A 21,325-nucleotide genomic window follows, 5' to 3' on the forward strand; every position below is an offset into this window, starting at 1 on the left:
TTCCTCGCGGAGCGGCGCGCGCCAAGGCGACGGGCGCTCGAGCTCAGAGCCAGCTCTCGCCGATCGCGATCCCCGCCGAGGCCGCGATCGTCTCGGCGGCGCGCACGCCGCAGGCGTGCGCCTCCTCGAAGAGCGCCATCCCCGGCTGATCGACGTGAGCCCAGGCGACGCGCTCGGAGAGCGCGCAGCGCGGCTCGAACGGCCGCGGGCCGAGGAAGCCGGGGCGCGGGCGCGGCATCGCGTGACCCCAGATCATGACGTCCATCCGCTCGACATCGTCGCGCAGGTGCGGGTGCGCCGGCGCGAGGTCGCGCAGCACGCCGTCGGCGAGCGACTCCCACGGCGCGCGGAGCAGCGCCGCGCGCGCGGCGGCCACGTCCGGCCCGCCGAAGGCGCGGTAGTAGGTCAGCACGGTGCGCTGCACCGGCGTCTCGAGGCGCGATCGCTGCATCGTCGCCGCCGCGAGATCGGTGAGCTGGTGGCGCGCATCGACGTAGCCGAGCCCCTCGGCGCCGTAGAGGACGGAATCCCACGCGTGGTTGGGGTCGATCGGCCGCTCGACGTGCAGGTTCGCCACGAGCCACGCCGACGCGATCCGCTCCGGCAGCTCGCCCGCCGCGCTCCCCGCGAAGATCCGGCGCACGACGAACGCCGGCGCCGCGAGGATGGCCGCGCGGGCCTCGATACGGCGCGCCTCGCCGCGCTGCACGTCGACGTAGTCGATCTCGACGCGGCCGCCCGGCTGCGGGCGCACCGACGTGACGAGCGCGCCGAGCGACACGCGCGGCGCCGCGCGCTCGAGCAGCGCCTTCACGAGCCGGCCGTTGCCCTCGGGCCAGACGAGGTAGCGGCTGCCCGCGAGCTCCGGCGTGCGCGCCTTGCGCCCCGCGAAGTAGTGCAGCCCCGCCCAGGCCGAGATCTCCTCGGGCGCGCCGCCGAAGTCGTCGAGCATCGCGTAGCGCACGTACCAGCGAAGGAACGGCGTGCGGTACCCCTCGCGATCGAGCCACGCCGCCATGCTCATCCGGTCGAGCTGGAGGAGCTCGGGGTCGCGCGAGGAGCGTTCGAGCGGGATCTGGAACGCCGGGCGCCCGTCGCTGCCGGTGAGCTCCGTGAGCTCCTCCTCGAACGCATGGAACCTCTCGAGCTCGTCCAGCGCCTCGCTCGAGAGCGCGTCGAGCGGCGCGAGGCCGCTGTGCCACGCGCCCTCGTAGAACAGCCGCTCGCCCGGCGCGTGGCACAGCCGCCGCGGATCGAACGTGGGGCGCCCCGCCGCGTCCCACCCGGTGACGACGCCCATCTGCTCGAGCAGGCGCAGCGTCGCGCGCGCCTCGACGTTCGGCGCGGCGAGGTAGTGAGCGCCCCACGGGTACGGCACGACGCCGTCGTCGCCCCACGCGCTCGTGCCGCCTGGCCTCGGCTCGAGCTCGAGGACCCGCAGATCGAGCCCGGCGCCGGCGAGCCGCCACGCGGCCGACAACCCGCTCACCCCGCCGCCGACGATCACGACGTCCGCGCGCTCGGCGGGGCCGCTCGCCGCGGGCAGCGGGCCGCCGCGGAGCAGGTGGCCCGCGCCGTGGGCCGCGCCGACGATCTCGCCGGCGAGCGGCGCGCGCCCGGGCGAGGCCGTGTGCACGACCCAGCCCGCGGCCACGGAGCTCAGGAAGCCGCGGCGGTTCACCGGATCACCGGGTCCACTCGGCCCACTCGCGCGTGTACACGGAGACGAGCTTCTGGTCGTTCAGCCGGTTGATCGGCGCCTCGACGCGGCCGAGATCGCGAGGGAACCGGAAGAGCTCCGGCAGGCCGCTCGAGTCGAGGTAGCGGAGCCTCGACGGATCGATCCGGAGCGCGCCGGGCGCGGCGAGCCCCTCGCCGCCCGCCAGGATGAAGCCCCACTCGCCGAAGCTCGGAACGTAGACGTGGAGCGGCGCGGTCTTGAAGCCGGCCGCCTCGAGCGTCGTCACGACGCACCAGAACGACTCGCGCGCGTAGTGAGGCGACGTCGCCTGGACGACGGCGAGCCCGCGCACGGAGAGCCGCTGCCGGAGCAGGTGATAGAACGCGTCCGTGTACAGCTTGCCGACGGCGTAGTTGCCCGGATCGGGGAAGTCGACGATCGCGAGATCGAACGACTCGGTCGACTCCTCGAGGTACTTGAACGCGTCCTCGTTGCGGACGGCGACGCGCGGGTCGCGGAGCGAGCCCTGGTTCAGCTCCGCGGCGAGCGGCAGATCGCGGAAGGCGCCGGTGACCGCGCCGTCCAGGTCGACGAGCAGGATCTGCTCGACCGACGGGTAACGGAGCAGCTCGCGCGCTGCGAGCCCGTCGCCGCCGCCGAGGATCAGCGCGCGCCGCGGCTCGCGCCCCAGCGCGGCGACGGCCGGGTGCACGAGCACCTCGTGGTACCGGTGCTCGTCGTCCGACGAGAACTGGAGGTTGCCGTTCAGGAAGAGGCGCGTCGTGCGCGGGCTCCTCGTGATGACGAGGCGCTGGTAGGGCGACTGCGCCGCGTAGACGATGGGCGCCCCGAAATAGAGCGCCTCCGAGCGCTCGACGAACCGCGAGACGAGCGCGAAGGCGACCCCGAGCCCGGCGATCACGATCAGGCAGAGCGCCCGCAGCCGGACGACGACGGCGCGATCGAGGGGGAACAGGAACGTGCTCGTGATCGCGACGGCCGCGTTGAGCATGCCGAAGAACAGGCTCGTCTGGTGGATCCCGAGGCGCGGCAAGAGGAGCGAGGGGAAGAGCAGGCTCGCGGCCAGCGCGCCGATGTAGTCGAGCGTGAGCACGCGCGCGACGAGCCGCTTGAGATCGAGCGAGAAGTTGAGCAGCCGGATGAGCAGCGGGATCTCGAGCCCCACGAGCACCCCGATGAGCAGCACGAGCGAGTAGAGCAGCGCGCGGAACGAACCGAGCGCCGTGTACACCCGGAAGAGCATCGGCGCGGAGAGCCCCCCGACGAGCGCGAGGCCGAGCTCGATCTCGACGAAGCGCTCGAGGAGCCGGCTCTCGATGTACTGGGAGAGGTACGAGCCGATCCCCATCGCGAACAGGTAAAGGCCGATGACGAAGCTGAACTGCGTCACCGAGTCGCCGAGGACGTAGCTCGCGAGCGTGCCGGTGATGAGCTCGTAGACGAGCCCCGACGTGGCGATGACGAACACGCTCGCGAGGAGCGCCGGGTGCACGAGCCGGGGCAGCGGCTGCGCAGCAGGAAAGGGCGCCGGAGCGTCCCCGGGAGGGGCGCCCCGAGCTCCCGCAGGGCTCTCCTCGGTGGCCGGCATCGGCGCGGTCCTAGCACCGCTCGCGCTGGACCACAGCCTGTTCGGGCTCGCCGGCGCGCTGGTGAGCTCTGGCGAGCGTCCGCGCGCTGACGAGCTGCGGCGTGCGGCGTGTGCGGTACGCACGACGTGCTCCGTGCTCCGTGCTCCGTGCGACGTGCTGCGTGTGATGTCGACGAGCGCACCTGAAACGCTTCCTCTTCCGTCGTCGAGGCTTCTAGTATGGTGCTCGCGTGAGCACGCCCTTCGACCGAGCAGCCGCGTGCCCCTCCTGCGGCGCGCCGATCACGTTTCGCTTCGCGGGCGCGATGGCGCAGGTGTGCAAGCACTGCAAGTTCGTCGTCGCGCGCACCGATCGGGACCTCCGCGCCGTCGGGCGCGTCGCCGACTTGGTCGATATACCAACGCCCCTCCAGCTCGGCGTCACCGGGCGGTGGGGCAACGAGCCGTTCGTTGTCGACGGCCGCGTCCAGCTCGATCGGGCCAGCGCGCCGGGCGCGCCCTGGCAGGAGATCTTCATCGCGTTCCCGGCCAGCGGTCGCTGGACGTGGGTCGCCTTCGCTCAGGGGCGCTGGTACGCCACCACCGAGGCGCCGCTCCCGCTGAACGGGCTGCCGCAGTGGAGCTCCCTCCAGCCGGGCGGCCGTGTCCACCTCGAGGGGCACGGCATGTTCACCGTCGTCGAGGTCGGCAGCCGGCGTGTGATCTCCGCCGAAGGAGAGATGCCCTACGTCGCCGCGCCGGGCGTGGTGACGGGCTTCGTCGACATCGCTGGGCCGAGGGGCGAGTTCGGGACGCTCGACTACGGCGACGGGCGGATGATCCCGCCCAAGCTCTACCTGGGCCGGCAGATCGACCCGGCCGTGATGAAGCTCGACACCGGCGCCCCTGTGGACCAGCCCACAGCGCAGGTGTCGGCCGTCGCGTGCCCGAACTGCGGCGGCAACCTTCCGCTCGCCGCGCCCGGCACCACGGAGCGCATCGTCTGCCGGTACTGCGGTACGGCGAGCGACCTCACGAAGGGCGCGCTCGTCGCGCTCGGCCAGGTCCCACGGCCGCCCATGGAGCCGTACGTCCCGCTCGGCGCCGAGGGCCAGCTCCGCGGCACGCGCGTGCTCTGCATCGGCTTCGTCATCCGGGGCTGCACGGTGGAGGGCGAGCGCTACCGCTGGCGGGAGTACCTGCTCTACGGCGGGCCGAGCGTCGGCTACCTATGGCTCATGGAAGAGGACGGCGCGTGGCAGCTCGTGACGCCTCTCTCACCCGGCGAGGTCCAGCCGATGGGCTCGACGGCGAGCTATCAAGGGCGGACGTACGCGCTCAAGCAGAGCGTCCACGCCGAGGTGGAATACGTCATCGGCGAGTTCTACTGGAAGGTCGAGATCGGCGAGGCGGTGCAGGCCACGGAGTACGAGGGCGAAGGCGGCAAGGTCAGCATCGAGCAGGCCCCGACCGAGGTGAGCGTGTCATTCTGCTCACCGCTTCCAGGGAAGGAGCTCGCCGCCGCCTTCCACCTGCCGCCCCCGCCGAGCCCCTCGTTCGGCGGCGGGACGAGCGCCAGCGCCGGCACGGTCGTCGTCATCGTCGTCGTCCTGATCGTCGTCCTCCTCATTCTCATCGCGCTCAGCGACTGCGGTGGGGGCGGCGGCGGCGTCATCTTCATTCCGAGCGGGGGGGGCAGCCCGAGCTTCGGCGGTGGGAAGTGATCCAGTTTCACTGCTCTATTCGGTTGCGTATGAAATAAACGGCCTGCGTCGGTGCGTCTTTTGCGATCCCGGCTGGTGTCGTGTCGGGCACGAGCAGCGCTGGACATGTCTATGTCCACCTCCGTGGAAAGGCGACATCGCGTCGAGCGGAGCGGTCGGATTCGGGCAGATGATGGTCGGTTTCGGGTATCGACCGCCGCCGGCCGCCGCTGGCGATCGAATGATTTCAATGGCTTACGCGCTGGCCACCGGCGGCCCGTGACGTGCAATGTGCCGTCCGACGCCGGCGGTGGGCCGGCGGCGGAGGCCCATGCAAACCGTGAATTCGATCGACCCGCACGCACAGCTGCGTGCGCTCTACATCTCGCTGCTCCGAAACCAGGAGTACTTCGACGAGTTCAAGCAGTTGCTCGCCCTCTACGTCGTCGCGCCCGAGGCAGACGAGGAGCCGGTGGACGCGGCCAGGATCCGCGCGCAGCTCAACGGCCGCATCCGCTCCTGGATCGGCGGCTTCTTTGATGGGCTGAGCGCCTCCCAGGTGCTCCAGTGGCGCGCGATCGTGGTCGAGGAGCGCTTCAACGTGTGCCTGTCGCCCTGGAAGGAGTCGAACGTCTATTGATGCTGCGGCGCAGGCGACAGGCGGGGTTGCACCGCCATCGGCGTACGTCTCACCGGCGCGGCTCTGCCCCGGTGCCATCTACCGGCGCCCGGAGCGCGCCGCGCACCGCGAGCGCCGAGCCCGGCGCGGCGCGCCGGGCGATGGAGGTGCCCGCGCATGGATGACGCCCTCTGGGTGGACGAGCTCTACAAGGCGTTCTGGCGGACCCTCCCCGGGATGCTGCACGCCGACGCGCAGGGGCTGGCCTACACGCTCGGCCTGTCCCCGTCGCGCGACGTGCCCTGGAGCGCCGTGTTCAGCAACGAGATCACGCTGGCCGCGCCCGCGCTGCTCGCGGAGGCCATGCCGGGCGTCCGCGGGGCCACGGTGCAGGACGCGCTGCTCGCGCACCTGCTCGCCGTCATCGAGGCGTTCGGCACCGATCGCATCAAGGACAAGCAGGTCCGCCCGACCTGGCAGCTCGAGGCCATCCTGGCGCACGCTCGGCGGGCGCGTGACGACGCGCTCCGCCGCGTCGCGCCAGGCGTCGACGACCCGGCCATCGATTTCGCGCGCGCGGACGACGCGACGCTGTTCGCCATCGAGACCGAGCGCAGCCTCCTGGCGAGCGGCGGGCCCGCCGGCTTCAGCCGCTATTACGCGCTCTCCCTCGGCAAGCAGAGCGTCGGCTTCCCGGCGTCGATCGCCCTCGCGCACGCCGCCGGCTGGAACGCCGAGCGGCGCGAGGTGCTCGCGCGGCTGCTGTCGTCGGTGTGGCTCGGGCTGCAGCTCCACGACGACGTCATGGACTGGCAGGACGACTACCAACGAGGCGGCGCCTGGGCCGTCGTCCTGGCCTCGGAGCTCCGATCGCGCGCGCACGGAGAGCCCCAGGCCGAAGAGCGCGATCGGGACCGCGCCTCGGAGCCGCGCCACCGCGGCGCCGTCGCGTACGGGCCGCTCGGCACGCCGCCCTGGGGGATCGCGGTGACGCCGAAGGCGCAGAGCGAGCCGCCGATCCCCGACGCGCCCTCGTCCCTGCTCCCCGTCCGCCGGATCGTCCTCGAGTCCGGCGTCCTCGCGGCGATGCTCGACGGCGAGCGCCGGTGCTTCCGCGCCGCGCGGCGGCGGGCCGCCGTGCTCGGCGCTCGCCGTGTCGCGGCCTGGGCGGAGGGGAGGGAGGGGCAAGCCCAGGAGCTCGCGCGGTGCGAGGCCGAGAGCCCCGGCTTCGCCAACCGCGCCCACGCGCTCAACGCCTGGGCCAAGGCCGTGCTGGCATGAGCCGCGGCCGCGGCGCGGCCGCGCGAGGGGGGGCGGGCTCTCCGGAGGAGGGGTCCGCGCGCGCGCGTCCGGCGCCCGGCCGCAAGAGCGCGCCGCCTCCCGCGTCGTCGGCCGCGCCGAGGACGCGCCCGCGGCGCCCGCCGTGGGACTTCGGCTATGCCCCGGTCCCCACCGCCGCCGGCGACGACGACGGTGGTCCCCTCGACATCGTCGTCGCCTCGCGGTGCCCCGTCGCGCCCGACGCGGTCGCCGAGGCGCTCGGGGAGCGCTGGTCTGGCGTCGCGGTCGAGCGCGTCATCGAGCGGACGCCCATCTTCTGGCTCCGCGTCCGATCCCCCGATCGCGGGCGGCGCGCGGACGTCGTCGCGGCGCTCTCGGCCGCGGCGCTGCCGGTGCGCTACGTCGCGTCGGCCCGGCGCCCGAGCGCCGCCGTCGCCCCCCGCTTCGACGCGGCCGCCGGCGCCGCGGCGCGCCCCGAGGGGTGGAAAGCGCGCGGCGCGTCGGACGAGGACGAGCCCGTCACCCCTGGCCGCTGGTTCCTGCGCGACGAGGGCGGCGGGATCGGCGTCGATCGCCGCCGCTGCGGGGGCGGCGCCGGGATGCGCCTCGGGGTCATCGACGACGACGCCTGGACGGCCGACGAGCTCGGCCTCGAGCGCGAGGTGCTCGTCATGATGGAGCAGCCGCCGCGCAGCCAGGCGCACGGCGCGTTCATGGTTGCGTGGGCCGTCGGGGGCCGTCGCCCCGGCGGGTTCCGCGGCGTCGCGCCGGACGCGTCGCCCCGGCTCTACCTGATCCCGAAGCCTGGATCGTGCGTCCTCGCCCTGCCGGTCGCGATCGTCCAGGCGGTCAGCGACGGCGCCGACGTCGTTGTGTGCGCCGCGTACGTCGAGGGCTCGACGACGCCCATGCTCGACGACGCGCTCGAGTTCGCCGCCCGCCTCGGGCGCCGCGGCCGGGGCTGCCCCGTCGTGTTCCCCACCGGCCGCGAGGCCTCGAGCCCTCCCGAGTCGCTGCACGCGAGCTTCTCGCTCGGGTTCGGCGAGCCCGCGAGCGACCCGCGCGTGTTCTGCGTCGGCCCGGGCGCCCGCGGCGACGGGTGGTTCCTCTGGCGGGACCGCCGGGGGCGGAGCCGCCCCTTCGCCAACCGCGGCCCGGCGGTGCGGTGGCTCGCGCCAGGGGACGATCTCGCCTGCCCACTGCCGTCCGCGTCCAGCGCGACCCCCGCGCTCGAGCGGCTCTGCCACGCCGAGTCGAGCGGGGCCTCGGCGCTTGCCGCGGGCTCGCTGCTCCTGATCCTGTCGCAGAACCCGTCGCTCCGCCTGCCCGAGCTCGACGCCCTCGTGATGCGCACGCTCGCCCCGGTGCCTCCCGCGGCGCCCGCGTCGGCCGAGCCGATCGCCGACCCGTGGGACGTGCTCCCCGACGGGCGCGATCGCGACGGCCACAACGCCAAGCACGGCTACGGCCGCATCGACGCCGGTCGAGCTTGCCTCGCCGCCGGAGATCCGATCGCGCTCGCGCTGGTGCTCATCGGCGAGGACGGCGCCGCGCGCATCTGGCACGACGTCCGCGGCGAGGGCCCGCTCCTCCGCCGCCTGTACTCGCGCCGCCTCGCGCGCTGGGCCGTCCGGGCGCTGCTCGCCGACCCGAGCCTCTGCCACGGCGTCTGCGCGCTCGTGCGCCACGCCCGGCTCACCGCGGGCGACCCCCGGCGCCGGCGCGCCCACGGCGCCGGCGCCGTGCTGCGGCAGCTCTCGCTCCTCGTCCGCGCCCTCGCCGCGAGCCGCGCGGCGCCGCCGCCCTCGCCGCGCGTGCGGGACGAGATCACCGCCGTGCTCGACCGGCTCGAGCGATCGGCGACCGACGCCGCCGCCGTCGCCGAGGTCGAGTCTCGCTTCGGAGCGCTGGCCGACGTCGTGTTCGCGGACGCCACGGACGGCGACGCGCACGAGGGCGCCGCCTGAGCGCGCTCCCGTCCCGCCGTGGGGTGATCCCGCTCTCATCTCCGCGGGAAAACGTAATAATAATTGCGTAGTAGCGCTGCTGGGGCGCCAGGATCGCGGGTGCCGGGCGCGTTGCACGCCGTCCGGCGCGCGAGGCCCGTTGGTTCACCCGGAGTTCCAGCGTATCGTGAGTGGCTGGCGGCGCAATTTGCGCGCCGTCGGCTCTCCCGATGCCCGCTATCGAGAATCGGCGTTGGCTCCTCGCGGTGGTCGTCCTCGCGGCGCTCGTGCTGGGCGGCTCGGGGATGAGGAGCGCTCTGAGCTGGTACGAGCGCCCGTTCCCCGGCGTGCTCGTCGATCCGGACGGCGTGGTCTCGAGCGTGGGCCTGCCGTCCTGGGAGGGCTTCCAGAAGGGCCTCCGGTACCCGGATCGCGTCGTCGAGGTCGACGGCTGGCGCCTCGAGAGCACCGCGGGGCGCTACCGCGCCGGCGCCTGGGATGCGGCGGTCGAGAGGGCGGCGCGCGAGGGGCATCGCTCGGTGCAGGCCCGCGTCGAGACGGCGGAGGGGCTGCGCGACGTCGAGCTCTCCCTCGTCCCCTTCGACGCGCTCGCCTGGTGGTTCTACGCCGGCGGGCTGATGGTCGTCGCCTCGCTCTACGTGGGCGCCGCGCTCATCGCCCTCAGCGCGAGCCCTCACGGCAAGCTCGCCCGCGCCTTCGCGAGCGCCGCGCTGTTCGCCGCGCTCTTCCAGTTCGCGCTGTTCGACTACCACAGCTCGCGCCACCTCGTCCCGTTCTTCCACGTCGCCTACGCGCTCGTCCCGATGAGCTTCTTCACGCTGGCGCTGCGGCTGCCGGACGACGTCCCGCTCATCGCGCGCTACCCCGTCTTCGCGCGGATCGCGCACGGGCTCGGCGGCCTGCTCGCCGCCGCCCTGCTCGCCTCGCACGCCATGGGCTGGACCACCGTCGCGCTCCGGAGCGTCTGCGCGATCCTGTTCGTGGCGTCGTTCTTCTTCTTCGCGACCACGCTGATCCTCCGCTTCGCCGCGGCGGAGGGCGACCGCCGCCGCACCCTGCGCGCGCTGCTCCTCGCGATGGCGCCGCCGCACGTGGTGATCGCCCTGGGCTTCATGCTGGCCATGCTCGGCGCCCCGGCGTCGACGCTCGCGTGGTTCGCGATCCCCGCGCTCGCCCTCACGCCCGTCTCGAGCGTCGTCGCGTTCATCCGCTACGACCTCTGGGGGAGCCGCGCGCTCCTGTCGCGCCCGCTCACGCGCGTCATCATCGCCTGCATGATGGTCGCGCTCACGGTGATCCTCTGCTCCGCGTGCGCGGGGTACGCCGGCCTCCCGCTGCTCGGCGCGATCAAGGTCGCGGCGCCGGCCGCCGTCGTCAGCGCGGCGCTCGTCGTGTTCGCGCTCGGCGCAGGCGATCGGAAGCTCTTCCCGGCGCGCGCGGAGTACAAGCCCACCGTCGAGCAGCTCAGCGAGGAGCTGACGCTCGTCGCCGATCCCGACGAGGTCGCCTTCGCGGTTGAGCGCACGGTGGCGCGCTGGCTCTCCTGCGAGCGGGTCACCTTCCGTCGCATCGCGGTCGACGTGGCCGACGGCGCGAGCGCGGGCAACGCCGGCGCCGCGCCGGGCGAGCCGGCGCCGAGGGCGGACGAGTCGAGCGGCGAGCGGGTCATCGAGGTCGAGCCCTCCGAGAAGAGCGCGAGCGCGAGCGAGCTCTCGCTGACGGTCATGTTCCGCGGCCGGCTGCTCGGCGTCCTCGAGGTGGGCAAGAAGCGCGGCGGCGCCCTGTTCACGAGCGAGGATCTCGACCTGCTCCGCACGATCGGCAACCAGGCCGCGCTCGCCATGGCGCACGCCCACAGCTACGCGGAGCTGGAGCGGCGGCGGCGGGAGCAGGCCGCCGCGTGGCGCGACGAGCGCGCGGCGCTCATCGAGACGCTCGCGGCCGAGATCACCCACGAGGTGCGCTACCCGATCAACTTCTTCCGCTCCGTGTTCAAGCGCGGCTCGAGCAACCAGAGCCTGGACGCCGAGGAGGTCGAGATCGGCTGCGAGGAGGTCGAGCGCCTCGAGCGCCTCGTGATGGGGCTGCGCCGGGTGACGCACAGGAAGCTCGAGCGCCGCCGCCTCGCGGTCGAGGAGCTCGTCAGCCGGGCGGAGATGCTCCTGCGCGATCAGCTCGGCAAGCGGCGGATCGAGGCGCGCGTGAGCGCGGGATCGAGGCTCCGCTGCGATCCCGATCAGGCCACGCAGGTGCTCGTCAACCTCCTCTCGAATGGCCTCGACGCGGCCGGCGACAAGGGGACGATCGGGGTCGTCTGGGAGACCACCGAGAGCGGCGCCGAGCTCGTCGTGTGGGACACGGGGCCGGGCATCTCGGGGGACGCGTCGCGCCTCTTCGCGCCCTGGTACACGACGAAGCCGCGTGGGACCGGGCTCGGGCTCGCCATCACGCACCGCATCGTCCGCGCCCACGGGTGGTTGATCGAGCCGGAGCGGCGCGACGGCACGACGCGGTTCGTGATCTCGATCCCCGCCGCCGACGTCTCCATGACCGCGGAGGACGAGGTCGCGTGAAGATCCTGATCGTCGATGATCAGCGGAGCGGCCGCCGCACGCTCCGGCAGATCCTGGCCGCGCTCGACGAGGTCGAGGTGATCGAGGCGGTCGGCCTGGACGACGCGATGGCCGCCGTGGAGCGGAGCGCGCCGGACCTCCTGCTCCTCGACGTGCGCCTGTCGGACGATCCGCGCGACCGCGGCGGCCTGGAGATCCTGCGGCGCGTGCGGGCTTCGGGGCGGAGCACGCCCGCGCTGATGGTCACGTCGGTCAGCGAGCTCTCCGAGATCCGCGAGGCCATGCGGCTCGGCGCGCAGGACTACGTGCTGAAGGACGAGCTCTGCCCGGAGATGCTCCTGCCGATCATCGAGGGCCAGCGCGAGCGGCTGCTCCTGAAGGGCGAGGTGGTGCGGCTCCGCGAGCGGGTCGACCGCACGTTCGGCACGAAGGCGCTCCTCGGCTCGTCCGCGGGGATGGAGCGCGTCCGCCGGATCATCGAGCGGGTCGCCGAGTCGAACAAGACGGTGCTCATCCGCGGCGAGACCGGCAGCGGCAAGGAGATGGTCGCCCGCGCGCTGCACGAGATGAGCTCGCGCCGCGGCGAGCCGTTCGTCGCGGTCAACTGCTCTGCGCTGCCGGGGACGCTCATCGAGTCGCTCATCTTCGGGCACGAGCGCGGCGCCTTCACCGGCGCCGAGAAGCGCATGCGCGGCCAGCTCGAGCTCGCGGGCGCCGGCACCATCCTGCTCGACGAGATCGCCGAGATGCCCGGCGAGCTCCAGGCGAAGCTCCTCCGCGTCGTCGAGGATCGCCGCTTCCGCCCCCTCGGCGCCGAGTCGGAGATCCCGCTGCGCGCCCGCGTCCTGGCCGCGACCCACGTCGACCTGGAGAAGCGCATCAGCGAGGGGCGCTTCCGGGAGGACCTCTTCTACAGGCTCAACGTCGTCACGGTGCACGTCCCGTCGCTCGCCGAGCGCGACGCCGATCTCATCGAGCTCCTGCTCGCGTTCAGCGCCGAGCTCCCGCGCAAGCTGCGCTACACCGACGACGCGATCGCGTGGCTGGTCCGGCGGCCCTGGCCCGGCAACGTGCGCGAGCTCCGGAACGTCGTCGAGCGGCTGGGGCTGCTCGCGGACGACGATCTCATCGACGTCCCCACGCTCGAGGAGCTCGCGCGCGAGCGCCCGGTCGTGGACGCCACCGCGGAGATCGACCGGCTGGCGCGCGCCCTGCTCGCGCTGCCCGAGCGGCTGGGATCGAAGCTCCGCGTGATCGAGCGCGCCGTCCTGCACCACGCGATCGAGAGCTGCGGCGGCAACAAGGCGGCGGCGGCGCGCCTCATCGGCGTCGATCGGAAGATGCTCGAGCGGCGCTGGGACCGGCACACCGGCGAGGAGCCGCCGAGCAGCCGGCGGATGTCGATGCCGACGCCGATCGCCGGGCGCCACCTGGGCGAGGAGCCGCCGAGCAGCCGGCGTCACACGCCCGCGAACGGGACGCGGCACCTCGGCGAGGAGCTCTCGGGCAGCCGCAACCAGACGCCCGCGAACTTGCCGCGGTACGTCGGCGAGGAAGCGCCGACCACCCGCCGCCAGGTGCTGCCGCCAGGCCACGACGACGCCTGAGCGGCGCGGCGCCGCCGGCGCGCCGCGCTATCGGGTTTGGGGCGCTACTTCCTGCCGATGCCCGTGTAAACGAACCCCATGCCGCGGAGCTCGTCCGGCTCCCAGATGTTGCGCCCGTCGAAGAGCGTCGGGGAGCTCAGGATGCGCTTCAGCCGGTGGAAATCCGGGCGCCGGTACTCGTGCCACTCGGTGACGACGACCAGCGCGTCCGCGCCTTCGGCCGCGCCGTACATGCCGTCGCTCAGGAGGATGCGGTTCCCGTAGATGGCGCGCACGTTCGGCATCGCCTGCGGGTCGTGCGCCTGGACGGTCGCGCCCGCCTCGAGCAGCGCGTCGATGAGCGTGAGCGCCGGCGCCTCGCGGATGTCGTCCGTCTGCGGCTTGAACGCGAGCCCCCAGACCGCGATCGTCTTCCCCTTCAGCGCGCCGTCGAAGTGGGCGCTCACCTTGCTGGCGAGCAGCCGCTTCTGCCGCGCGTTGATCCGCTCCGTCGCCCGGACGATCTCCAGATCGTGCCCGACGGAGCCCGCGGTGTAGAGGATGGCCGAGAGGTCCTTGGGGAAGCACGATCCGCCGAACCCGGGGCCGGCGAACAGGAACTTCGTGCCGATGCGGGGGTCGGCCCCGACGCCCTTGCGCACGAGCTCGATGTCCGCGCCGACTTTCTCCGCGAGCACGGCCAGGTCGTTCATGAACGAGATGCGCGACGCGAGCAGCGCGTTCGCGGCGTACTTGGTGAGCTCGGCCGAGCGCGCGTCCATGAGCTGGATGCGATCGCTCGCCCGCACGAACGGGTTGTAGAGGTGGCGCAGGATCTCGCGGGCCTTCGGGTCGTCCGAGCCGATGATCACGCGGTCGGGCTTCATGAAGTCGTTCACCGCGTCGCCCTCCTTGAGGAACTCCGGGTTCGACGCGACAGCGAACGGCTGGGTGGCGTTCGCGCCGATGATCTGCCGGAGCCGGTCCGCCGTCCCGACGGGGACCGTGCTCTTCGTGGCGATCACCTTGAAATTATTCAGGTTCTTGCCGATCGTCTCGCCGACGGCCTCGACGGCGGAGAGGTCTGCGGAGCCGTCGTCCGCCTGGGGCGTCCCGACGGCGATGAAGACGATCTCGGCGTCGCGGATGGCGCTGGCGACGTCGGTGGAGAACCGGAGCCTGCCGTCGCGCGTGTTCTTCGCGATCAGCACGTCGAGGCCGGGCTCGTAGATCGGCACCTCGCCGCGCTTCAGCATCTCGATCTTGGCAGCGGACACGTCGACGCACGCCACGTCATTCCCGAAATCCGCGAACCCCGCGCCGGCGACGAGGCCGACATACCCTGTTCCCACGACGGCAAGCTGCATGGGCGGGACGCTACCACGACCCCGGCGCCGTTCGAGCCGGCAGTCGCACGGACTGTGACCCTCGATCGATCTGTCCTACTCCTCTCGCGTGCGCGCGCGCGCCGAGCGTTCGTGCTGCCCTTGCCCTCCCTGAGCAAAGGGGCTGCCGGGCGCTCCACGGCAGAGGCGCCGCGCGGCTCAGGGGTGGACGAACACCACGGTGCCGGTCAGCGAGCGCGCTGCGCCGTGCCATCCCGGCGGGACGGCCGGCTCGGTCCAGAAGAACAGGCGGCGGGCGTCCTCTGGAGACAGGTTGATGCAGCCGTGGCTCTTGGGCCGGCCGAACTTGTCGTGCCAGTACGCGCCGTGCAGCGCATACCCCTCCTCGAAGTACTGCACGTAAGGCACGTCGCGCAGCTCGAACTCCTCGCCGACGGTGTCCGAGTCCATGGTGCTCGTGACGAACTTCGTGTGAATACGGAAGATCCCGCGCTTGGTCGCGGTGCTGGACTCGTGATCATCGAGCCCCGCCTCACCGCTCGAGATCAACGTCGCATAGACGGGCTTCGTGCCCTCGTAGGCGACGAGCACCTGCTTCGTGATGTTGACGTCGAGCCACTTCTCGCCGTTCTTGCCCCAGGCAGGCATCTTCTTGGCAGGGTCGATGCGGCCTGCGTGGCGGTCGTCGACCCAGTCGCCGTCCTTCGTCTCGTAGTGCAGCTTGCCGCCGAAGAACTGCTGCTTGCCGGTGAGCGGCACGGCGGATCGCCACTCGAGCTCTCCGCCGTCGACGAGCTTCTTGCCCACGAGGCGCCACCGCTTGCCCCCGGCGCGGCGCACGAGCGCGAACGGGAAGTCGACGTCCTTGCCGATCTCGACGCCGTGGAACTCGGAGCCGCGGATGGGGCGGAACCTGTCGGCCGGGATGACGCGCAGATCGGTGGTGACGTTGTAGCGCCGGCCCTCGTGGAGGAACGACTCGAGGAAGGCCATCCCGTTGCGCCGCGAGACCTCGTCGATCTTCACGGCGTCGCTGGTCTTGATGAGGCCGGAGAGGTTGGGGGCGCGCCGGCCGTCGCGCAGGTACCAGGGGATCTCGCGATCGGTGATGCGCTGCGCGAGCGCGTCGAGCGCGGGCGGGGCTGGCTCGGCGCTCCATTTGAGCCAGACGTCGAGGCCGTAGGTGGCGCCGCTCTCCTCGTCCTTGGCCCAGCGATCGAGGTGCTTCTTGAGGTTGGGCTCGAAGCGCGCGAGATCGTCCTCGGTCGGGATGCGCGCGTAGGCGGGGCCGCCGCGCGTGACGGTCCCGTACATGTACGGGAGCTTGTGGGTGACGTCGGGGCGGCGGGCCGCAGCGCGGACGATCTCGTCGTCGAGGTCGAGCGTCGCATCGGGGCCGACGCACACGTAGCCGAACGGCTTGATCTTGCGGAAGCCCCCGGGGCACCCGGACGTGCCGGCGGGCTCGGGATCCATCTCCACGATCGCGCCGGCGCGCAGGAAGCCGACGGGCTTCGCGTCGGTGCTGGGCCGCGCAAGGACGCGGGTGAGCATCGAGGTGCTGGCGAGCCGCGGGCGGCCCTCGGGGACCGGCGCCGGCGGGGTGGCGACGCCGCCGAGCGACACGATCGGCGGGCCCGCGGGCAGGCCGGGCGGCGGCTCGTCCTCGGCCGGGGTGGGCGAGGCGAGGGCCGCAGGGGAGGCGAGGGCGGCGGCGGAGGCGCCCTGGGCCTTCTGGCTTCCGGCGGCGCCGGGGAGCTCGATGGGCGCGTCGGCGGCGCTCCCGGAGCGTCCGCAGGCCGAGAGGGACGCGGCGATCGCGAGGAGTGCGAGCGCATGGCGGCTCGCCGCGAGCGTGGCTGCGGCGCGCGTTCGAGGCGGCGTGTCCATGGCGCGCCGACCGTAGTGCACAGGAGGGGGAGGAGGGCCAGTTTTCGGCAGGCGGATGGAGGTGGGCTCTCGGCGCCTCACCTCGGATCAGGCGCCGAGAGCCGCCCTCGCCGCGCCTCCACGCCGGGATCGGCGGCCGCGTCGTGGTGCACGATCAGGGTGAACGGATACCGATCTTCACCTCTCGTATCGGGATCGTAGGCCCCGGTGGGCAGCGCGGTCACCACGAGCGTTCGTTTCCCGTCCGCTGCGAGCTTCAGCTCCGCGGAGCCGGACGACAGATCCAGGATCTCGCCGTCCGAGTCGGGCGTCAGACCGGGGACGGCCTGGACGACGAAGCGGCGCCTCGCGTCGTCGGGCGCCTCGAGCGACACCCGGAGCGATCGAGGCGTGTCCGCGCCCGCCGAGAGCTCGATATAGCTGGTGCCGAGCAACATCGGCGCGCGCTCGCGGATGTCGATCCTGCCCGGCCTGGCCTCGACCTGGGCCGCCAGCGAGAGCTTGGCCGCCGCGAGGTTCTCCAGGCCACCCGCGAAGTGCCGGAAATGGCGGTCGTCGATGTGATCACCGGTGTACCAGCGCCAGCGCGCGAGCTCGGGGACGGCCTCGACATAGCTTGTGCCCGCCGCGTCTCGGAGCATCGCATCGAGCGCATCGACGAAGTCAGGCTCGTTGGGCTGCGCGCCGTCGCCTGGGCCGGCAGCGTCGCGCGACCCGAGCCACATGCGCGAGACGAACCTCGGATCGCCGTCGAAGAACCGATCCTTGAGGTAGAGCAGCACCATGGAGGCGCCGTACATGGACCACGTCTCGTAATGGTCGTTGTGGTCGATGGCCCAGTCCGGGTGCCTCTGGAAATCGGCCAGGCTCTCGCCCGCGTAGTGATCCGCGCGGACCTGGTCGAGGAACAACGCCGACATCTCGAAGACGACGGGGCTCTCGCTCCAGTCGTCGGCGGCCTGCGAGGCGTGCGCCATCTCGTGCACCACGGTCTCCTCGAGCGCGGAGCCGCCGTAAGGCCCCCACGGATCGACGATCATGGTGGGATGCCGGTCGTCCCACGAGGTCGACGGCTCGCCTCCGAGGACGTCGACGAGGCAGCTGCGGTGGCCTCTCCACACGAACACGTCGAACGCGTCGTCCGGTCCACACTCTCCACCATCGCCGATGGGCGGGCGCATGCCGATCTGGTTCACATGATAGTCCCAGCCCTCCTCGACGAACGCGAGGACCTGGCGCGCGGTGTCGCGCTCTTCCGCCTTGTAATGATGGACGAGCACCGGGAGCGTCGAGGATCGAAGGGAGAAAGGAAACATCTCCTCGAAGTCGATTCGCCCACAGATGCTCTCGCCTTCCGGCAAAGGGTGCTTGTACTCCGCAGGTGTGGCCGGGGTCGTGTCATCTCCCTCTGTGCCGCAGCCGACAGGCCCGAGGCCGAGGGTGAAGCAAGCCAGCCAGGGAAGGGATCTCCGCATCGAGGCGCTTTAACCGAGCCTCCGGGGAGCTTGCAAGCTTGCAAGGATGCGAGGAGCGGCTGCCAGCATGGCCGCGTGGCGCGAGGGAGCAGCACCCGGCTGCGTGCGTGCCAGAGGTGCTGCCTCTCACCGCGGCTGGAGTGCTAGGCAGACTGGTCGAGCTCTCGCAACACGTCGCGGAGCGCCTGGGCCTCGGCACGCTCGAGGATCACGGGCGCTGACAGGGGCGTGGGCGCGTGGTCGCGAAACTCCACGGGCTGGAAGGCGGCGAGCGCACCGGACGCGGTGTAGGCGAGATCCAGGCGCACCGCGGAGGTGTCCGGGTCGCCGTCCTCGTCGAGGGCGAAGGGGAGCTTCGCGATGGCGGCGAAGTCCCGCCTCTCCAGGGCGGTGGTGAGCGCTCCGATCGGGCAGGTGAAGTAGCGGAAGCCTTCTTCCACCTTCTCACCCGTGGAAGTGTACACGAACTCGCTCAGGATCAGCCATTTGCGACGGGTGGTGAAGCGAGGATCGGCGCGCAGGAAGTCGGAAAGTTCTTGAATCTCCATCGTGCGTTCATACCGCAACCGGGCTCAAGATATCCATCAGTCCGTCGGGGCGGGTCACGCTGCTCGGTCATCGCGCACACGAACGCAGGGTGGGTCGTCTCGATGCGTTGATCTTATGACATGGCCCTACGGCGGGGGGCGATGAGGGATTACGACCGTCCGAACCTGAGCAGCAGCCCGAGCCAGCCCTTCGCGAGGTAAAGGAGGTTGATCAGCACATACATCCAGAAGAACACGTCGAGCCGGTCCGCGAGCGCGAACGCCCAGATGTGGCTCGGGTAGTGGTTCAGGAAGCGCAGGAACGTCATCACGAGCGCCGCCGCCCGGGCGGCGGGCGACCGGGGCCCCTCCTCCGTGGCGGTCTCGTAATAGGCGGAGACCGACGTCTCCTTGCCGCTGATCTCGGGGCGGCGGACGAAGTTCGTCAGCGAGATCGCCGAGGCGATCACCGCGACCCCGACGACGCCGGCGAGCAGGAAGCGCGGGTCCCCGCCGGGCCAGCGGCCGCCGTCGAGCCCGAGGCCGCCGGCGCTGAAGAGGCGCATCGAGAGGGCCCCCGAGAGGAGCACCGCCTTGAGCTCGTCCGTGAAGAAGTCGAAGAGGTGGCCCTCCTTCGACGCGAGTTGCTTGTGCCGCGCCAGCATCCCGTCGGCGCAGTCGAGCAGGTAGCTCAGCTCGAGCACGGCGATGGCGACGAGGCCCCCCGCCGCCGTGGGCAGCGCGACGAGCAGCGCCGCCGCGACCACGAACACGGCGAGGTTGAGCAGCGTCACCTGGTTCGGCGTGATCGAGGTCCGCGCGAGCAGCGCGACCACGCCGCCGGCGAGCGGGCGCATCAGGTACGTGTTGAAGAGCTGATCGTGCTTCTTCCGCGTGGCCAGGTAGATCCGCTTCGCTTCGCCGAGCATGGCCGGCGCATCCTAGCCGAGCGGCTCGCGTCTTGCTCGGGCGGCGGCGCCTTCGCCCCCGGCTGACGGATCGCCCGCCGCCCGGTCAGCGCCGCGCCGGCCGCGAGGCGGGCGCGCCCGCGTCGAGCGGCTCGTCGCTCCAGTCGACGGCGATCGAGTCCTCCTTGGCGGCCTCGGGGCGCACCCACTCCTTGGTGATGGAGCCGCCGCTCACGGGAGGCTCGTCGCTCCAGTCGACGGCGATGGAGGTCGAGACGCTCGCGGGGTGCACCGCGATCGTGGCGGGCCCGCCCTCGTCCGCGGCGCCTCGGGGCGACGGCTGCTCTCGCAGCGTGATCGCGTCCGGAGCGAGCGCGTGCGCGAACCGCGACGCGCACGGCGGCGGCTCGCTGCGCAGGAGGGCGCGCACGTCCTCCAGCATCTGGCGCGCGTCGGGGTAGCGCTGATCGCGGTCGAAGGCGAGCGCGCGATCGACGACGAGGCACACGTCGCGCGGCGCGTACGGCGCGCGCTGCGCGAGCGGCGGCGCCGGCTCCCTCCCCATCTTCAGCAGGAGGTCGAAGTCGGTGCTCGCCTCGTGGACGTGGCGGCCGGCGATCAGCCGGAACATGGTGGCGCCGACCGCGAACAGGTCGGCGCGGGCGTCGATGTCGCGGCCCTTCGCCTGCTCCGGCGGCATGTACGGCGTCGTGCCGAGCACCAGGCCCATCCGCGTCAGCTCCCCCTGGAGGCTCGAGTCCTGGCGGATCCGCGCGAGCCCGAAATCGAGGACCTTGATGCGCGGGCCGCCGCCTTGCGCGGGCGTGTCCCCCGCGCCGTCGCCGACGACGTACAGGTTGGGCGGCTTGATGTCGCGGTGGATGATCCCCTGCGCGTGCGCCGCGGCGAGCGTGTCGAGCACCTGTGCGGTGAAGCGGAGCACCTCGGCAAGCGGGAGGCCGCCGAGGCGGCGCTCACGCTGGGCGAGCGACTCGCCCTCGAGCAGCTCCATCACCAGGAACGGCGCCCCGTCCTCGGCGACGTCGATGTCGCGGATCTCGACGGCGCCCGGGTGGCGGAAGCGGTTCGCGGCCTGGGCCTCGCGCTCGAACCGGTCGCAGATCTCCTTCGACTGCGCGGCCTGCGGGTGCAGGATCTTGAGCGCGTCCCGGCGGCCGATCCGGTGGACGCCGACGTAGACGGCGGCCATGCCGCCGGCGCCGAGCAGCCGCTCCAGCGTCCACTTGTTGCGGATCGTGGTCCCCACGCGGTGTGAGGCGGTTTCGCTGCTCATGGGGTCCTTGCGTTCATGGAAGCGGCGCGGCCGCACGCGGTCAAGCGTATGCTCCGCGCGGTCGCGAGGAGAGCGATGACGAGACCGGGCAAGCAGAGCGGGCGGCAGTACACAGAGGCCGAGGTGCGGGCCATCCTGGAGCGCGCCCTCCGGGACACGCAGGCGCGCGGCGTGAGCCATGACGAGCTCGTCGCGGCGGCCGAGGAGATCGGCATCTCGCGGGGCGCCATCGAGGCCGCGTCGCGCGACGTCGAGCATGTCCGGGGCGAGGAGGAGGCGCGCGAAGCCATCCTTGCGCGCCGGCGCAAGGGGTTCCGCACGCACCTGTTCTCGTTCCTCCTCGTGAACGCGTTCCTCTTCGCGGTGAACGCGCTCACGGACGGGCCGTGGTGGTTCTTCTGGCCGCTGCTCGGGTGCGGCCTGGGGCTCGCCTTCCACGCGCTCGCCGCGCTCTCCAGCGACGTGTCCCCGCGCCAGATCCGCCGGGAGATCGAGCGCAGCGCCGCGCAGGCGCGGAAAGAGCAGCACCGGCGGCTGAAGGAGCAGCGCAGGGTCGAGCGCCTCGAGCGCAAGCAGCGCCTCGAGCAGAGCGCGGAGGATTTCGGGCACGCCGTCGAGGAGGGGGTCGCGACGGTGCTCTCGCGGATCGCGCAGGAGATCCGCGGGAGCGCTCCGCCGCCGGCGCCGGTCGAGGGCGCGTCGAAGAGGTCGCGGATCGCGCCGCTCGACGCGGACGAGGCGGAGTTCGAGGAGCTCGGCGAGGAAGAGGCGGATCGCGCGGCCCGGCGAGGCCGCGGCGACCGCTGACGGCGGCGCGCCGCACGCGTGGCGGTGACCTTCGCGGCGCGCGAGCACGTTGGGCCGGCCTGCCATGGAAGTGGGGCGTC

General features: G+C 72.5%; 15 protein-coding genes. 7 read left to right on the forward strand and 8 right to left on the reverse strand.

Annotated elements, in window-relative coordinates:
* Positions 1 to 43: 43 nt before the first annotated feature.
* Both WMF14_RS16020 and WMF14_RS16025 read right to left on the reverse strand, forming a co-directional pair.
* Positions 44 to 1,681 carry an FAD-dependent oxidoreductase gene (locus WMF14_RS16020; protein ID WP_437801907.1) on the reverse strand — a complete coding sequence of 546 codons (1,638 nt, stop codon included), beginning with the start codon at positions 1,679 to 1,681 and terminating at the stop codon, positions 44 to 46.
* 4 nt (positions 1,682 to 1,685) lie between these two features.
* The gene (locus WMF14_RS16025; RefSeq protein ID WP_272097996.1) at positions 1,686 to 3,290 is read right to left on the reverse strand and encodes a polyamine aminopropyltransferase; all 1,605 of its coding nucleotides are present in this window, start codon (positions 3,288 to 3,290) and stop codon (positions 1,686 to 1,688) included.
* Positions 3,291 to 3,676: 386 nt separating this feature from the next.
* On the opposite strand from WMF14_RS16025, the gene WMF14_RS16030 reads away from it, so the two are divergent.
* From WMF14_RS16030 to WMF14_RS16055, 6 genes are all read left to right on the forward strand, one after another.
* Entirely contained in the window at positions 3,677 to 4,993 is a 1,317-nt protein-coding gene (locus WMF14_RS16030; RefSeq protein WP_437801909.1) for a DUF4178 domain-containing protein, read from the forward strand.
* Positions 4,994 to 5,303: 310 nt separating this feature from the next.
* Positions 5,304 to 5,612 (forward strand): hypothetical protein, encoded by a 309-nt coding sequence (locus WMF14_RS16035; protein WP_272097998.1) that lies wholly within the window; start codon positions 5,304 to 5,306, stop codon positions 5,610 to 5,612.
* A 156-nt stretch (positions 5,613 to 5,768) separates the two neighbouring features.
* A complete protein-coding gene (locus tag WMF14_RS16040; protein WP_437801911.1) occupies positions 5,769 to 6,872 on the forward strand; it encodes a hypothetical protein in 1,104 nt (367 codons plus the stop codon).
* Complete coding sequence (locus tag WMF14_RS16045) at positions 6,869 to 8,839, forward strand: S8/S53 family peptidase (protein WP_437801913.1); 1,971 nt, start codon at positions 6,869 to 6,871, stop codon at positions 8,837 to 8,839. The genes WMF14_RS16040 and WMF14_RS16045 overlap by 4 nt, the downstream gene beginning before the upstream one ends.
* A gap of 209 nt (positions 8,840 to 9,048) precedes the next feature.
* The gene (locus WMF14_RS16050; RefSeq protein WP_437801915.1) at positions 9,049 to 11,412 is read left to right on the forward strand and encodes an ATP-binding protein; all 2,364 of its coding nucleotides are present in this window, start codon (positions 9,049 to 9,051) and stop codon (positions 11,410 to 11,412) included.
* On the forward strand, positions 11,409 to 13,019 hold the full coding sequence (locus tag WMF14_RS16055; RefSeq protein WP_272098002.1) for a sigma-54-dependent transcriptional regulator: 1,611 nt from the start codon (positions 11,409 to 11,411) through the stop codon (positions 13,017 to 13,019). Before WMF14_RS16050 ends, WMF14_RS16055 begins: the two co-directional genes overlap by 4 nt.
* Before the next feature lie 44 nt (positions 13,020 to 13,063).
* Here WMF14_RS16055 and WMF14_RS16060 read toward each other — a convergent pair whose 3' ends face one another.
* The 6 genes from WMF14_RS16060 to WMF14_RS16085 form a co-directional block, all read right to left on the reverse strand.
* A complete protein-coding gene (locus WMF14_RS16060) occupies positions 13,064 to 14,365 on the reverse strand; it encodes a UDP-glucose dehydrogenase family protein (RefSeq protein ID WP_272098003.1) in 1,302 nt (433 codons plus the stop codon).
* A 177-nt stretch (positions 14,366 to 14,542) separates the two neighbouring features.
* Positions 14,543 to 16,234, reverse strand: coding sequence for a L,D-transpeptidase (locus WMF14_RS16065; RefSeq protein ID WP_437801918.1), 1,692 nt, complete (start codon positions 16,232 to 16,234; stop codon positions 14,543 to 14,545).
* Between the two features lie 77 nt (positions 16,235 to 16,311).
* Positions 16,312 to 17,709: a hypothetical protein gene (locus tag WMF14_RS16070; protein WP_437801920.1), complete on the reverse strand. Its 1,398-nt coding sequence runs from the start codon at positions 17,707 to 17,709 to the stop codon at positions 16,312 to 16,314.
* Between the two features lie 143 nt (positions 17,710 to 17,852).
* Positions 17,853 to 18,257, reverse strand: coding sequence for a hypothetical protein (locus WMF14_RS16075; RefSeq protein WP_437801922.1), 405 nt, complete (start codon positions 18,255 to 18,257; stop codon positions 17,853 to 17,855).
* 149 nt (positions 18,258 to 18,406) lie between these two features.
* Positions 18,407 to 19,165: a CDP-alcohol phosphatidyltransferase family protein gene (locus tag WMF14_RS16080; protein ID WP_437801924.1), complete on the reverse strand. Its 759-nt coding sequence runs from the start codon at positions 19,163 to 19,165 to the stop codon at positions 18,407 to 18,409.
* A gap of 85 nt (positions 19,166 to 19,250) precedes the next feature.
* Positions 19,251 to 20,438, reverse strand: coding sequence for a serine/threonine-protein kinase (locus WMF14_RS16085; protein WP_437801926.1), 1,188 nt, complete (start codon positions 20,436 to 20,438; stop codon positions 19,251 to 19,253).
* 75 nt (positions 20,439 to 20,513) lie between these two features.
* Here WMF14_RS16085 and WMF14_RS16090 point away from each other — a divergent pair, with 75 nt between their 5' ends.
* Positions 20,514 to 21,245 (forward strand): 2TM domain-containing protein, encoded by a 732-nt coding sequence (locus WMF14_RS16090; protein ID WP_437801928.1) that lies wholly within the window; start codon positions 20,514 to 20,516, stop codon positions 21,243 to 21,245.
* The last annotated feature ends 80 nt before the right edge of the window (positions 21,246 to 21,325 follow it).

Source organism: Sorangium sp. So ce693 (assembly GCF_051521375.1).
Classification (GTDB): Bacteria; Myxococcota_A; Polyangia; order Polyangiales; family Polyangiaceae; genus Sorangium; species Sorangium atrum.

Bases quoted from the DNA above. Each gene is read 5' to 3' on its own strand.
- WMF14_RS16090 (WP_437801928.1), top strand. From the start codon at position 20,514: ATGACGAGACCGGGCAAGCAGAGCGGGCGGCAGTACACAGAGGCCGAG.
- WMF14_RS16040 (WP_437801911.1), top strand. From the start codon at position 5,769: ATGGATGACGCCCTCTGGGTGGACGAGCTCTACAAGGCGTTCTGGCGG.
- WMF14_RS16065 (WP_437801918.1), bottom strand. From the start codon at position 16,234: ATGGACACGCCGCCTCGAACGCGCGCCGCAGCCACGCTCGCGGCGAGC.
- WMF14_RS16080 (WP_437801924.1), bottom strand. From the start codon at position 19,165: ATGCTCGGCGAAGCGAAGCGGATCTACCTGGCCACGCGGAAGAAGCAC.
- WMF14_RS16075 (WP_437801922.1), bottom strand. From the start codon at position 18,257: ATGGAGATTCAAGAACTTTCCGACTTCCTGCGCGCCGATCCTCGCTTC.
- WMF14_RS16060 (WP_272098003.1), bottom strand. From the start codon at position 14,365: ATGCAGCTTGCCGTCGTGGGAACAGGGTATGTCGGCCTCGTCGCCGGC.
- WMF14_RS16070 (WP_437801920.1), bottom strand. From the start codon at position 17,709: ATGCGGAGATCCCTTCCCTGGCTGGCTTGCTTCACCCTCGGCCTCGGG.
- WMF14_RS16050 (WP_437801915.1), top strand. From the start codon at position 9,049: ATGCCCGCTATCGAGAATCGGCGTTGGCTCCTCGCGGTGGTCGTCCTC.
- WMF14_RS16085 (WP_437801926.1), bottom strand. From the start codon at position 20,438: ATGAGCAGCGAAACCGCCTCACACCGCGTGGGGACCACGATCCGCAAC.
- WMF14_RS16045 (WP_437801913.1), top strand. From the start codon at position 6,869: ATGAGCCGCGGCCGCGGCGCGGCCGCGCGAGGGGGGGCGGGCTCTCCG.
- WMF14_RS16025 (WP_272097996.1), bottom strand. From the start codon at position 3,290: ATGCCGGCCACCGAGGAGAGCCCTGCGGGAGCTCGGGGCGCCCCTCCC.
- WMF14_RS16035 (WP_272097998.1), top strand. From the start codon at position 5,304: ATGCAAACCGTGAATTCGATCGACCCGCACGCACAGCTGCGTGCGCTC.